The 12682-nt window shown below is 74.9% G+C and carries 11 protein-coding genes; 8 read left to right on the forward strand and 3 right to left on the reverse strand.

What is annotated here, in order from left to right:
• Positions 1-36: 36 nt before the first annotated feature.
• The 3 genes from ACGFX4_RS11915 to ACGFX4_RS11925 all read left to right on the forward strand — a co-directional run bounded on the left by ACGFX4_RS11915 (position 37) and on the right by ACGFX4_RS11925 (position 4469).
• Complete coding sequence (locus ACGFX4_RS11915) at positions 37-2121, forward strand: SpoIIE family protein phosphatase (protein WP_393072232.1); 2085 nt, start codon at positions 37-39, stop codon at positions 2119-2121.
• 205 nt (positions 2122-2326) lie between these two features.
• Positions 2327-2932, forward strand: coding sequence for a carbonic anhydrase (locus tag ACGFX4_RS11920; protein ID WP_393072234.1), 606 nt, complete (start codon positions 2327-2329; stop codon positions 2930-2932).
• A gap of 40 nt (positions 2933-2972) precedes the next feature.
• On the forward strand, positions 2973-4469 hold the full coding sequence (locus tag ACGFX4_RS11925; RefSeq protein WP_393072236.1) for a SulP family inorganic anion transporter: 1497 nt from the start codon (positions 2973-2975) through the stop codon (positions 4467-4469).
• 101 nt (positions 4470-4570) lie between these two features.
• Here the strand turns inward: ACGFX4_RS11925 and ACGFX4_RS11930 are convergent, their stop codons facing one another.
• The gene (locus ACGFX4_RS11930; protein WP_393072238.1) at positions 4571-5296 is read right to left on the reverse strand and encodes a hypothetical protein; all 726 of its coding nucleotides are present in this window, start codon (positions 5294-5296) and stop codon (positions 4571-4573) included.
• A 127-nt stretch (positions 5297-5423) separates the two neighbouring features.
• Here ACGFX4_RS11930 and ACGFX4_RS11935 point away from each other — a divergent pair, with 127 nt between their 5' ends.
• The 5 genes from ACGFX4_RS11935 (at position 5424) to ACGFX4_RS11955 (ending at position 10904) form a co-directional block, all read left to right on the forward strand.
• The gene (locus ACGFX4_RS11935; RefSeq protein WP_393072240.1) at positions 5424-6428 is read left to right on the forward strand and encodes a hypothetical protein; all 1005 of its coding nucleotides are present in this window, start codon (positions 5424-5426) and stop codon (positions 6426-6428) included.
• Positions 6421-6957 carry a hypothetical protein gene (locus ACGFX4_RS11940; protein WP_393072242.1) on the forward strand — a complete coding sequence of 179 codons (537 nt, stop codon included), beginning with the start codon at positions 6421-6423 and terminating at the stop codon, positions 6955-6957. Before ACGFX4_RS11935 ends, ACGFX4_RS11940 begins: the two co-directional genes overlap by 8 nt.
• A 134-nt stretch (positions 6958-7091) precedes the next feature.
• Positions 7092-8075 (forward strand): AAA family ATPase, encoded by a 984-nt coding sequence (locus ACGFX4_RS11945; protein WP_393072244.1) that lies wholly within the window; start codon positions 7092-7094, stop codon positions 8073-8075.
• 34 nt (positions 8076-8109) lie between these two features.
• Positions 8110-9351 carry a DUF58 domain-containing protein gene (locus ACGFX4_RS11950; RefSeq protein WP_393072246.1) on the forward strand — a complete coding sequence of 414 codons (1242 nt, stop codon included), beginning with the start codon at positions 8110-8112 and terminating at the stop codon, positions 9349-9351.
• Entirely contained in the window at positions 9348-10904 is a 1557-nt protein-coding gene (locus tag ACGFX4_RS11955) for a transglutaminase domain-containing protein (protein ID WP_393072248.1), read from the forward strand. The genes ACGFX4_RS11950 and ACGFX4_RS11955 overlap by 4 nt, the downstream gene beginning before the upstream one ends.
• Here ACGFX4_RS11955 and ACGFX4_RS11960 read toward each other — a convergent pair.
• A complete protein-coding gene (locus ACGFX4_RS11960) occupies positions 10870-11736 on the reverse strand; it encodes a hypothetical protein (RefSeq protein ID WP_393072250.1) in 867 nt (288 codons plus the stop codon). The genes ACGFX4_RS11955 and ACGFX4_RS11960 overlap by 35 nt on opposite strands.
• Before the next feature lie 15 nt (positions 11737-11751).
• A complete protein-coding gene (locus ACGFX4_RS11965; RefSeq protein ID WP_393072252.1) occupies positions 11752-12594 on the reverse strand; it encodes a hypothetical protein in 843 nt (280 codons plus the stop codon).
• Positions 12595-12682: the final 88 nt, after the last annotated feature.

Below are 12682 nucleotides of genomic sequence, written 5' to 3' on the forward strand. Positions count from 1 at the left end.
GATGCGAAGGTGGGAGGGACGGGTGGAGGTGAGGGGTTGCTGGACGCTGACCGGGACGAGGTCTCCGCCGCTGTGCTCGAAGCGCTGTTCGCGCAGTCACCGCAGGGGATGTTCCTCTTCGACGAAGAGCTGCGGGTGGTCCGCTACAACAGCACCGGCCGCGGCGTCCGGGGTGTCCCGCCCGACCGGATCCTCGGCCACACGGTCGCCGACTTCGCCCCCGACTTCGCCACCGGGGAACTCGACAAGCTCGCCCGCGAGGTGCTGCGCGACGGCGTCCGGGTGCGCGAGCTGCTGGTCCGCGGCTACGTCCCCGGCCGGCCCGAGCACGAGATGGCCGTCGCGGTGTCGATGTACCGGATCCGCCTCGACAACGGACAGGTCTTCGGCCTCGCCTCCGTCGAGGACGTCACCGAGCGGCAGGCCGCCATCCGCCGGCTCGACATCCTGCACGCCGCCCACCGGCGGATCGGCGCCTCGCTGGACGCCCCCGGCATCGCCGCCGAGCTCGCCGCCGTCGCCGTCCCCGCCCTCGCCGACGCCATCACCGTCGACCTGCTCGACGAGCCGCTGCGCGGCCTGCCCGCCCACCACGGCCCGGTCGAGGCCGACGCGCCGCTGCGCCGCGCCGCGTTCCGCTCCCTCGACGGCGGCGACGGCCCGATAGGCCACGGCGAGCTCAGCACCTTCCCGATGTCCACCCCGTTCACCCGCAGCCTCGACGACGCCCGGCCCCGGCTGATCACCCATCTCGACCCGTCCGAACCGTGGCTGGACACCGACCCCGAACGCCTGCGCCCGCTGCTCGCCACCGGCATCCACACCGTGATCGTCGTCCCGCTCACCGTCCAGGACACCCTGCTCGGCGTGGTCGGCCTCTACCGCTACCGGCACCCCGAGCCGTTCGACAAGGACGACCTGCAGCTCGCCACCGAGGTCGCCGCCCGCGCCGCGCTCTCCATCGACCAGGCCCGCAGCTACGCCCGCGAACGCAACATCGCCACCACCCTGCAGCGCCACCTGCTGCCCCGCGAGCCGCAGCGGCTCTCCGCCGTCGACGCCGCCCACCTCTACCTGCCCGGCGCGGTCGGCAGCGGCGGCGACTGGTACGACGTCATCCCGCTCTCCGGCACCCGGGTCGGCCTCGCCATCGGCGCGGTCACCGGCGACGGCATCGAGGCGGCCGCCACCATGGGCCAGCTGCGCACCGCGCTGCGCACCCTCGCCGTCCTCGACCTGACGCCCGAGGAGCTGCTGGTCCGGCTGGACGAGACCGCGCGGGTGCTCGCCGAGGAGCAGGACCGCCGCCGACGGGCCGGCGGCCGGGGCGTCGCCTCCTGCCTGTACCTGGTCTACGACCCGGTCGAGCGCACCTGCGTCGGCGCCTCGGCCGGCCACCCCGGCCCGCTGATCGTCGGGCCGGACGGGGAGCAGGTCCCGTACCCGATCGTGACGGGGGAGCCGCTCGGCCTCGGCGACGGCTGCTACGAGACCACCACCCTCGAACTCGCCGAGGGCAGCGTGCTGGCGCTGCACACCGACGGCCTGACCGCCGCCGTCCGGGGCAGCGACCCGCTCGGGCGGCTCGCCCAGCTGCTCGCCCGCCCCGAGCGCGAACCGCGCGCCCTCGTCGACGACATCGCGTACGGCCTGCTGCCCGGACGGCAGCGCGACGACGTCCTGCTGCTGGTCGCCCGGACCCGGGCGCTGGCCGAGGACCGGGTCGCCGCCTGGAGCTTCCCCGGCGACCCGGCGGTGGTCGCCACCGCGCGGCGCCTGGTCGAGCACAAACTCGCCGAGTGGGGGCTGGCCGAGCTGGAGTTCGCGACCGATCTGATCGTCAGCGAGTTGGTCACCAACGCGGTGCGGTACGGTGCCGCACCGATCCGGCTGCGGATGATTCGCGACCGGGAGCTGATCTGCGAGGTCTCCGACAGCAGCAGTTCCGCCCCCCACCTGCGGCGCGCCCGCAGCACCGACGAGGGCGGACGAGGCCTGTTCATCGTCGGTCAGCTGGCCGACCGCTGGGGCACCCGCTTCTCCCGGCGGGGCAAGACCATCTGGGCCGAGCAGCCGGTCGAGCCGGCGGAGCAGGCCGAAGGGGCGGCGCTCCCCGAGTGATCCGGGCGCCGGGCGCGGGAAATGGTACGTGCGCGCTCCGACGATTTTACGAAGTGTGGGGTGCGGCCTTGTGGCCCCGACGCGCCAGGTAACAGACTGTTAACCAAATCGGCACAACATACTTTCCGAGGTTGCCTTTGCCTTGGCTTGACCCTTGTTTTACATTGACTTGACTAACCGTCAGGTCAACGGAGGGACCCCCTCGATGGATCCACTGATCGACCGTGCCCGAGCCTTCCCGCAGCGCGCGGAGGCAGGCGGCCGACACCTCACCGCACTCGCCGGGGGCCAGTCCCCGCAGGCGCTCTTCATCACCTGCTCCGACTCGCGAGTCGTCCCGGCGCTGATCACCGGCGCCGACCCCGGCGACCTCTTCGAGCTGCGCACCGCCGGGAACATCGTCCCGGAGTACCGTCCTGACGCGCCGTCAGGAGAGGCCGCCACCATCGAGTATGCCGTGGAGGTCCTCGAGGTGCGCGACCTGGTCGTCTGCGGCCACTCGCACTGCGGCGCCGTCGGCGCCGTCGTCCGCGGCGACGACCTCAGCGTGGTGCCCGCCGTCCGCGACTGGCTCAGCACCGCCGCCGACCCCGGCGCCCTGCGCGCCGACGCCACCGACCTTTTCGACCCGACCGTCGCCGGTCCGGTGCAGCGCCACGTACTCGCCCAGCTCGAACGGCTGCGCGGCTACCCCGGCATCGCCGCACGCCTGGCGGACGGTCGACTCAGACTCCACGGCTGGTTCTACGAGATCCACACCGGCCTGGTGCTCTCGCACCGCGCCGACAGCGGCCTCTTCCTGCCGCTGTAACCCGCCGCCGTCCGCCTTCTTCTGAAAAACCGAGGACCCGATGACTCGTCGTCCCGCCCTTCGGCTTTCCGCGTACCGAACGGTACTCCGCACTGACCTCCCCTCCTCGCTCGTCGTCTTCCTGGTCGCCCTCCCGCTCTGCGTGGGCGTCTCCGTCGCCTCCGGCGCCCCCGCCGAACTCGGCCTGGTCACCGGCATCGTCGGCGGCCTCGTCACCGGCCTGCTGCCCGGCAGCAGCCTGCAGGTCTCCGGCCCCGCCGCCGGTCTCACCGTCCTGGTGTTCGGCGCCGTCCAGGAGCACGGCCTGGCCGCCCTCGGTGTCATCACCGCGGCCGCGGGCCTGCTCCAACTGGCCATGGGCGCCATGAAGCTGGGCCGACTGTTCAGAGCCATATCGCTGTCCGTCGTGCAGGGCATGCTGGCCGGCATCGGCCTGGTCCTGATCGCCGGACAGCTCTACTCCGCCGCCGGCGCCAAGGCCCCCTCCGAAGGGGTCGCGAAACTGCTCGGCACCCCCCGGCTGATCCTCGACACGCTGACCGGCGGCGGATCCGCCCTCGCCGCGGCCGCGGTCGGCGCCGGCACCGTCGCCCTGCTGGTGCTCTGGCGCAGACTCCCCGCCCGGATCCGGGTGATCCCCGCCCCGCTCGGCGCCGTCGGCATCGCCGTCCTCGCCACCGCCCTGCTCGACCTGCCGATCGGCCGCGTCGAGGTGGAAGGCCTGGCCGGTGTGATCCACCTGCCCGGCATGGCGGAGATCACCGCCCTCGGCAGCGTCGCCATGCTCGGCACCGTGGTCGCGTTCACGCTCATCGCCTCCGCCGAGAGCCTGTTCAGCGCCGCCGCCGTCGACCGCCTGCACGACGGCCCGCGCACCGACTACGACCGGGAACTGCTCGCCCAGGGCGTCGGCAACACCGTCTGCGGCGTGCTCGGCGCCCTGCCGATGACCGCCGTCATCGTCCGCAGCGCCGCCAACGTCCAGGCCGGGGCCAGGACCAAGGCCTCCCGCGTGCTGCACGGACTGTGGCTGCTGCTCTTCGTGGTCCTGCTGCCCGACGCGCTCGGCGCCATCCCGCTCGCCGCACTGGCCGGCGTGCTGATCCACGCCGGTGCCAAGCTGGTGCCCGTCAAGGAGCTCCTGCCGCTCTGGCGCGCCCAGCGCGGCGAGGCCGTCATCCTGGTCGCCACCGCCGTCGGCATCGTCGTCACCAACCTGCTCGAAGGCGTCCTGCTCGGACTGCTGCTCGCCGTCCTGAAGTCCGCCTGGGACACCTCGCAGCTCCAGGTCACCGTCGGCGAACGCCCCGACGGCTCCATGCTGGTCCGGCTCACCGGCACCGCCACCTTCCTGCGGCTGCCCAGACTGCTGGAGACGCTGGAACAGCTGCCCGCCGACCGGTGCGTCTGCCTCGACCTGACCGGCGTGCGCTACCTCGACCGGGCCTGCCGCAGCGCGCTGCAGACCTGGCAGGAACGTCACGACCGGGGCAGCGAGGTGGAGTTGCTCGGCGTGCCGTCCCTGGCGGCGGTCTAGCCGGGTCCGTGGTTCGTGGTTCCGGGGTCCGTGGTCGCGTCGTGCGACCGCGGGCCCCTCGGGCGTTGTCGGCGGCGCGGGCGTTGTGGGCGGGCGTGGGGTCAGAGGTCCGACGCGTCGATCCATTCGAGGGTCGCGACCAGGTCCGGCGCCTTGTCGGCCTCCTGGGCGACCAGCAGGGCGTAGTCCCGGCAGTCGGCCACCGTCTGCTCCCACGGGACCCGGCGGTCGACCTCCCAGCTCAGGTCGGGGCCCTTGGTCCAGGAGAGACGGCCGTCGGATCGCACGTGCCAGAACTGGGCGTAGAGGATCGCCTGACGGTGGGCGGCGAGCTCCCCCACGACCTCGGCGAGGTGGACGGTCGGCCAGGCGGGCGTCCGGTCACCCACCTCGCGCAGGAGCTCGGCGGCCCGGGGAGGGAGGACCTGCTCCCGGGCACCGAGGTCGGTCAGCGCCTGACGCAGGGCCACGCCCTCGCTGTAGGACGGGTCGTCGCCGTGCCGCCGGAACCTCTCGTACGCGCGCCGGACGGCCGGTACCGCGCGGACGATGCCGAGCGTGGCCAGCGCCTCCGCGGACCAGCTGCGGACCGTGTCGCTGTCGCTCTCCAGCAGGCCGATCAGCACATCGGCCGGGCGGGCGTCGTCGAACGCGTTGAAGACCTCGATCGCGCACAGCTGACCGAACGGCGCCATCCGGGGCGTCGCGGCGATCACCGCGCCCAGCACCGTCGGGCCCCGGGCGATCAGGGCGTGCTGGGCGTCCTCGGCGGTCTCGGTGCTGTCCGAGTCGAGTTCGGCGACGAGGCGGGCGAGGGTGCTGTCCATGGGCAGGCAGTCTCACCGGGGCGGGCCGGGCGGCGCGAGCGGATTTCCACGAGGTGCGGAGAACCGGTGACGGCGGGCACCGGGGCGGCTGTAACGTAGCGTGTCGACGGATCGACGGAGGGTGGGGGTGGGCTGCGTGGTGGGCGGTGCGGCGAAGCCCGGGTCCGTCTTCGTCGGGGTGGTCGAGGCCGTCGCCGAGGACGTGCTGGCGGTCGGGGCGGGCGGGTACAGCTACGCGGTCGACTACGACCGGGCGGGGATCGGCGCTCCGCTGTGCCCGCGGCAGGTCGTGCGGTTCGTACTGACGGGCGACCGGACCGGGCGGCTGCTGCCGCTGCCCGACCGGGCGGCGTGGCAGGCGTTCGCCGATGCGCTGCCCCCCGACCGGTCGGTGGCGGGGAGCGTCGTGGGCATGCACCGCGGCCACCTGCTGGTGCAGGTCGGGCCGCTGTTCGGCCGGCTGCCCGCGTCGGCCGGGGCGCGAACGTCCGTGCTCGGCAGCCGGGTTCCGGTCGCGGTCGGGCGACTGGACGGCGCGACCGGGCTGGTGGAACTCGCCCTCGCCGCCCGGGCCGACCTCGTGGAGATGGCCCTGCGGCAGGAACTCGCCGACTCCCTGGCCGAGCGGGAACGGCTGTCCGCCGAGGTTGTGCGGCTGGAGAGCCCACCCAACGGCGGCGAGTACCGGGCGGCCACCCTGAAGGAGGCGCGGGCGAGGCTGCATGACGCCGAGACCGCGACCGCGCTGGCGCGGCAGGCGATCGACCAGTACCTGGGCGCCCGGGCCCGGGGGGCGCCCGCGGAGCCCGGGCGGCCGACGGCTGGGGCGGACGCGGTGGCTGCGGCGGATGCGGCGGATGCGGCGGACGCGACGGGTGCGGGGGGCGCGGATGCCGGGGGTGGAGGCGCCGGGGGTGGTGGTGCGGGCCCGGGGGGTGGCGGGCCGTACGCGCCGGAGGACTACGCGGCGGCGGCCGGGCTGATCAGCATGGGGTTGGCGGAGATGTTCCTGCTGGTCGGGCCGCCGCCGACGCAGGCGCGGGGGTGGACACCGGACGGGCCGGGAGGCCTCGGAGGCAGTAGTGACGACAGCCCGGTCGGGGCCGGACAGGGAGGGGCGGGCCGTGGCTGAGCCGGAGGGCGAGGTCATGCTCGGCTCGGTGGAGCTGGAGCTGGCGCACAAGATCGCGCGGGAGTGGGCCGACGTCCCGGCGAGCCACCTCGCGGCGGCGTTCGCCGCGATGGAGCCGCAGTTGCAGCGCACCCACGAGTACCGGATGCGCCAGGCCGACCACGAGCACAGGCGGCGGCTGCTGGAGCTGAAGGACGCCGACCGGCAGTACGAGCTGGAGCTCGCCAGGTCGCGGGAGCGGCTCGACCGGACGGAGAAGGCCCACCGGCAGCACCTGGTCGGGGTCGCGGCGGGTGCGGCGGTGAGCCTGTCGTGCATCGGTGGGGCGATCTGGTTCGGCGCGTCGGGCCGTTACTGGCCGATGGCGATCCTGGTCGGGCCGGTGCTGATCGCGCTGACGCGGATGTTCGTCCTGCGGCGGAGCGAGCCCGGGGACGTGGGGGCGATCGCGTCGGCGGTGAACCGGCTGGTCGGGCGGGCGCCGGTGCAGGCCGACCCGGGTGCGGGCGGGACGACGGGTGCGGTGTAGCGCGGTGGTTCGATCAAGTTGCCTTGCTTGAGAGGAGGTTGACGAAGCGTCACAGCTTGGAATCGGCCACTCCGGTCGGCCCGGTCGATGCCTAGGGTGGGTGCCACGGCAGCGACCTGGGGAGGGGCACGCCGATGGAGGGCACAGCCGAGGAGTGGGGCGAGCGGCTGCGGGAGTTGCTGGTGGCGCCGGTGCGCCGGGTGTTCCGGGGGGACGCGCGGGCGGTGGAGCTGGCGATGGTTTGCCTGCTCGCCGAGGGTCACCTGCTGGTGGAGGGACTGCCCGGCAACGGGAAGACCACGTTGGCGAAGGCGCTGGCGAAGACCATCGGCGGTACGTACCGGCGGATCCAGTTCACACCGGACCTGATGCCGGCCGAACTGACCGGCTACCAGCGGCCGACGCTCGGCGGTGACGACGAATTCCGGAAGGGCCCGCTGTTCGCGAACGTCGTGGTCGCCGACGAGGTCAACCGGGCCTCGCCGAAGACCCAGTCGGCGCTGCTGGAGGCCATGGAGGAACACGCGGTCTCCGTCGACGGCGTGTCCCACGCCATCGACCGGCCGTTCCTGCTGATCGCCACCCAGAACCCGGTCGACCTGCAGGGCACCTATCTGCTGCCGGAGGCGCAGCTCGACCGCTTCCTGGTGCGGGTGCGCGTCGCCGACCCCGACGAGGCGACCGAACGGGACATCGCCGCAGGACGCGCCGGGAAGGTCGACGACCTGAGCGCGACCCTGAGCGTCCCCGAGGTGAGGCAGGCGATCCGCGCGGCGCGGAAGCTGGTGCGGGCCGGCGATCCACTGGTCGAGTACGCGGTCCGGGTGGTTCGGGCGACCCGGGAGAGTGCGGAGCTGGAGCGCGGCGCGAGCGTCCGGGCCAGCGGGGCGCTGGTGCGGGCCGTACGGGCGCACGCGCTGCTGCGGGGCAGCGACTTCCCGAACGCGGACGACGTGCAGGCGCTCGCCGGACCCGTGCTGGCGCACCGGCTCACCGCGGCACCGGGCGCCCGGAGGACGCCCGAGGAGGTGGTGGTGGAGCTGGTCGGCCGGGTTCCGGTGCCCGAGCAGCTGCGCGCGGCGCGCAAGCGGTGGAGGGGCGCGAGGGGCGACGGCTGAGCGGTCGGGGGTGCCTGCGTGATGGACCCCGGGCTTGGGGACTGCGAGCTGCGAGCTGGGGGCTGACGTGCTGAAGGGCGGGCCGGGCGTGGTCGGGTTGACGGTGCGAGGGTGGCGGGTGGTGGGCCTGGCGGTCGCCACCGGGGGTTCGGGGGCCGTGCTGGGCGTCCACCAGCTGGTCGGGCTGGGGTTCGCGGCCGCGGCGGTGGTGTTGTGGGGCGTGGTGGCGGGCTCGTTCGTCCGGCTCGGTGCGGTGCGGCGGGAGGACGCGGAGTCGGTGCCGGTGGCACGTGGCAGTGTGCTGCGGATCCGCTACGGGGGGCGCGGCGCGGCCTCCGTGCGGATCGGCGAGCAGCTCGTCAACGAGCGGACCGGGCGCCCGATCCGGGTGGAGACCGCCGGGTCGACGCTGCTGACGCCGCCGCTCGACCGCGGCCGCTGGCGGATCGGACCACCCGAGGTGGAGTGGCGCGATCCGGCCGGTACGGTCCGGCGGCGGGTCGCGGTGGGGGAGGAGTTCGAGCAGCTCGTCCGGCCGGTGGTGGTGGAGCCGGCGCTGTCGGCGGCGGGTGCCGGGGCGCGGACGGCGGCCGTGCGGCCGGTCGATCCGGAGGACATGTTCGAGTTCCACTCGCTGCGGTCGTACGTGGCCGGGGACGATCCGCGCACCGTCCACTGGCCGGCCTCGCTGCGGGCCGGTGCGGCGCTGGAGGGGCGGCTGCGAGCGGATCGGCTCCGGGTGCGCCAACCTCCGTCGGGGGAGGGCGATGTGGTGGCGGTGCTCCTCGACCCCGAGGCCGACGGGGCGGACGGCGGCGAGGTCTTCGAGTCGGCCGTGGACTGCGCGGCGAGCCTGGCGGTGGCGGCGCTCGCCGTCGGCGTGCGGCTCGTCCTGTGGTGCGGCGGCACGGACGGCGCGAGCGAGGTGCGGACCCGCGAGGAGGTCCTGGACCGGCTCACCGACGTCAACCCGGTCGGTCGGGGCGGTGGCGTCGAACGGGCGGCCCGGACGCTCGCGGCCACCGCCCGGGGCGGCACGGCGTACCTGGTGAGCACGCGCCCGTTGGAGTCGCGGCGCGGCGGGCTGCGCGTCCTGGCCGAGCGGTTCGGGACGGTACGGGCGATCCGCTGCGCCGCGGGCGGTGGCGGTCCGGAGGACGGCGGTGGCGGCGGTGGCGGTGCGCCGGGAGGCTGGAGGGAGCTGGCCGGTGCGCGGGCCGCGACGGTCGGGGGCGCGTCGGAGCTGGCGGCGCTGCTCGCGGGGGTGCGGTCATGACGGCGGCGGCGCTGGCCGGGGTGGGAGGGCTCCGGCCGTCGGTGGTGGCGGGTGCGGCGGCGGTGCTGCTGGTGGCGGTGCTGGTGGGTACCTCGCGCGCCGGGGGGTGGGGGCGGCGGGTGCTGGGCGGGCTGGGGTTGGCGGTCCTCGCGGCGGTGGTGGCGATGGCCGGTGCGGCGCAGGTCCCGCTGCCCGAGGTGCACGGCGCGGTGCCGCGGGTCGCGCCGCCGGGTGCCGTCGATCCGGCCACCGATCCGCTCGACCTGGTGCCGGTCCTCGCGGCGCGCGGTCCGCAGCCGGCCTTCCGCGCGGTGCTCGCCGGAGCACTGGCCCAGCGTCCGCCGAGGTGGGTGCTGCTCGCGTACAACAGCTGGACGCCGGACGGCGGTTGGAGTGCGCGGCCGGCGCTGGGGCCGGTGCCGGAGGTGAGCGCGGCCCCGGACGGTGGCGGAACGGCGGCCGTCACCCTGCAGGAGGCGGGTGTCCGGCTGCTGCCGCACCCGGGAGGGGTGCGCGGGGCCGGTGTCGCGGGTGCCGGGCCGGCCGGGCTGCTGGGAGACGCCGAGCTGGAGGCGCTGTACGCGCGCGGGGAGCTGCCCTCGTACCGGGTGGCGGTGGCGGCGGGAGGCGGCGGCGGACGGCCGGTGGTGGGAAGCGGCGCGTCCGGGCTGCCCGGGTGCGCGCGCGGGGTACTCGGCCCGGTGATCGAGCGGGTGCGGGGCGGTGGCGGGGCCGAGCGGCAACCTGGCCTGCTGGAGGCCGAGTTCACCGGCGGCACCTACCTGCTGGACCCGGCCGCGGGTGGCGGGGAAGGGTGCGAGGCGCTGGTGGCGCTGGCCGGCGGGCGGGGAGCGAACCGGGCGCAGTTCGCGACCGCGTTCGCGCTGGCGGCCCGCGAGCTCGGCTTCAACGCGCGGGTGGTGGCCGGGTACCGGGCCGTCGAGCCCGGACCCGACGGCGCGGTCGCGGTGACCGCGGGGGACGCGCTGGCGTGGGCGCAGATCGAGTACGAGGGCGGCTGGGTGGACTTCGACCCGGTGCCGGGAGCGAAGCCGATCAGCTCCGGGACGCCGGTCCCGTCCGCGAGCGCGCCCGATGACCGCACCGAGTCCGTGGACGTGGGCGGCACGGGGTGGAGTCGTGAACTGCCCTGGCTGTTGGTGCTGGTGGCCGCGGTGATTGTGGCCGCGGGCGCGCGTCCGGTGTGGCGGCGGGTACGGCTGGCACGCGTGCGGCGGCGGGGTTCGGCGGCGCAGCAGGTGCTGGCGGCGTGGGAGGAGGTGGCGCGGCGGATCCCGGGTGCGGGACGCGACCCGTCCCGGACGTTCGGCCGGACCGCTGCCGAGGTCGGCATCGACCCGGTCGGCCGGCTCGCCGCGCTCGCCGAGCGGGCGCTGTACGGTGGCGACGCCGGTGCACAGCAGGCCAGGCAGGCTTGGGAGTTGAGTACGACGAGCCGTCGCGCTCTCCGGCGGAGGGCGCGACGGCGGACGGTGGGCCGAGCGGCCGGCCGAGCGGTCAGCCGATCGGCGGGCAGGTCGAAGCGCGGGTGAGGTTGAGGTCGACCTCGTCCAGCAGGATGCTGTTCTGCGGAATGGTGATGGGCTGCGCGGGCTTCCAGGTGTCGAGCGCGGTCCGGTAGCCCTCGGCGGTCAGGTAGTGCAGGGAGAAGGTCGCGGCGCCGAACTCGCACTCCTTGTAGGCGCCGACGTCCTTGATCCAGGTGCGGTCCGGTCCGAGCCGGGCGGCGGACTCCTTGGTGACGAAGTACACCGCGTAGCGGGGCTTCGCGTTGTTGGGCGAGCCCGTGCCCGTGCCGAGGATCTGCTCGGTCACCGCGATCGCCCCGCGCGAGCCGTCGTCCGGAGGGAACTCCGGTACCCGGACGGTCAGGAAGAACCACGGCGCCGGAGTGCTGGCACCCTGGCACGGACTGGCGAACGAAGCCGTGAACGGCGCCGTGGCAGGCGTGCGGCCGCAGACCTCGGTGGGGGTCGGCGACGGAGCCGCCGTCGGCGGGGTCGGCGCGGACGTGGTGGAAGGGCCGGGCGCCGGGGCCGGAGCTGCCGAGGTGGCCGGCGGGGACGGCTTCGGCCAGATCGCGTCGTGGATCGAGGTGCGGAAGTTGCCGAGATTCGCGACCAGGGCGGTCACCGCCGTGACCACCCCGGCGGCGGCGAGGATGCGGTTGCGGTACTTGGTCAGCGCCCGCTCCTGGGGGTCGGAGGGCGGGGCGTCCGGGTCGCTCTCGTTCGGCTCGGACCGCTCGTCCTCCGGCCCGTCCGGCCTCGGGCGGCGCGGAGCGGACGACGTGGGTGGAGCGGGCGGAGTGGTGCGTCTGCCGCCCTCCGGGTCCTCGCCGTCGGTGCGGGGCTGCTCCGGCATGGTGGTCTCCTCGCTTCAGCAGTCGTCGGTGCGCTGAACGGTCACGTGGTCCAGAAGCGTGCTGCCCGGTGGAAGCGCGACCGCGACCGACTGCTTCCAGGTCGCCGTCGCCTGTTCCAGGCCGGACTTGGTGAGGCGGTAGATCTCCAGCCGGGCCAAGGTCGCGCTGTGGCACTTGGTGCCCACCGTGTAGTTCACGACGCTGCGGTGCGGATCCGAGGCGACCGGAGCCAGGGCGAGCGGGTAGCTGGCGGCGAAGGTGTAGTGGGTGTCCTGCGGGGCGCCGCTCTCGTCCGACAGCACCGTGATCACGGCCACCAGCCCGCCCTGGTCCTCGGGCGGGTACGCGGTGACCCGGACCGTGGCGGCCACACCCATCGGCACCCGGGCGCCCTCGCACGGGCTCAGGAAGGTCGCCTGGTACGGGCCGGAGCGGTTCGGTGCGCTGCACGGGCCCGGCGGGCGGGTGGTCGGCGTGGCGGACGCCTGCGAGGGCGTGGCCGGCGCGGTCGAGGTGGGGCGGCGGGTCGAGGTGGTGGCCGTGGGCGTGCGGGTCACCGTCCTGGTGGGGCTCGGCGTCCGGGTCGGCGACTTGTGCGCGGTGGGCGACGCGGACGGGGACGGCGGTGAGGGCGACGGGGTGGGTGTGGGCGGGGGCGTTGGTGTCGGGGTGGGACTCGGCGTCGGCGTCGGGGTCGGCGTCGCGCGCGGTGGCTCGGTGGCCGGAAGCAGCGGGAGGTCGACCGTCGCCGAGGCGCGGGACGGCCCCGGCCGGGACAGTGCGACGACCAGCGCGGCGACGACGGCGAGGACACTGACGACGATGGTGAACGGCGTGGAGCGGACGAGTCTTCGCAAAGCTCCCCCCAGAGCTGAACTCCTGCTTCCGCACGGCGAATTCACGCCAGACCATAGCGGATGACGATCCGTCGGATCGAGTGCTTTG

Origin of the sequence: Kitasatospora sp. NPDC048365, assembly GCF_043200835.1 — a bacterium.
In the GTDB taxonomy this organism is placed as follows: Bacteria; Actinomycetota; Actinomycetes; order Streptomycetales; family Streptomycetaceae; genus Kitasatospora; species Kitasatospora terrestris.

Excerpts from the sequence above, each read along its gene's own strand:
- ACGFX4_RS11960 (WP_393072250.1), bottom strand. The coding sequence starts at position 11,736 with ATGCCGGAGCAGCCCCGCACCGACGGCGAGGACCCGGAGGGCGGCAGA.
- ACGFX4_RS11955 (WP_393072248.1), top strand. The coding sequence starts at position 9,348 with ATGACGGCGGCGGCGCTGGCCGGGGTGGGAGGGCTCCGGCCGTCGGTG.
- ACGFX4_RS11920 (WP_393072234.1), top strand. The coding sequence starts at position 2,327 with ATGGATCCACTGATCGACCGTGCCCGAGCCTTCCCGCAGCGCGCGGAG.
- ACGFX4_RS11945 (WP_393072244.1), top strand. The coding sequence starts at position 7,092 with ATGGAGGGCACAGCCGAGGAGTGGGGCGAGCGGCTGCGGGAGTTGCTG.
- ACGFX4_RS11925 (WP_393072236.1), top strand. The coding sequence starts at position 2,973 with ATGACTCGTCGTCCCGCCCTTCGGCTTTCCGCGTACCGAACGGTACTC.
- ACGFX4_RS11930 (WP_393072238.1), bottom strand. The coding sequence starts at position 5,296 with ATGGACAGCACCCTCGCCCGCCTCGTCGCCGAACTCGACTCGGACAGC.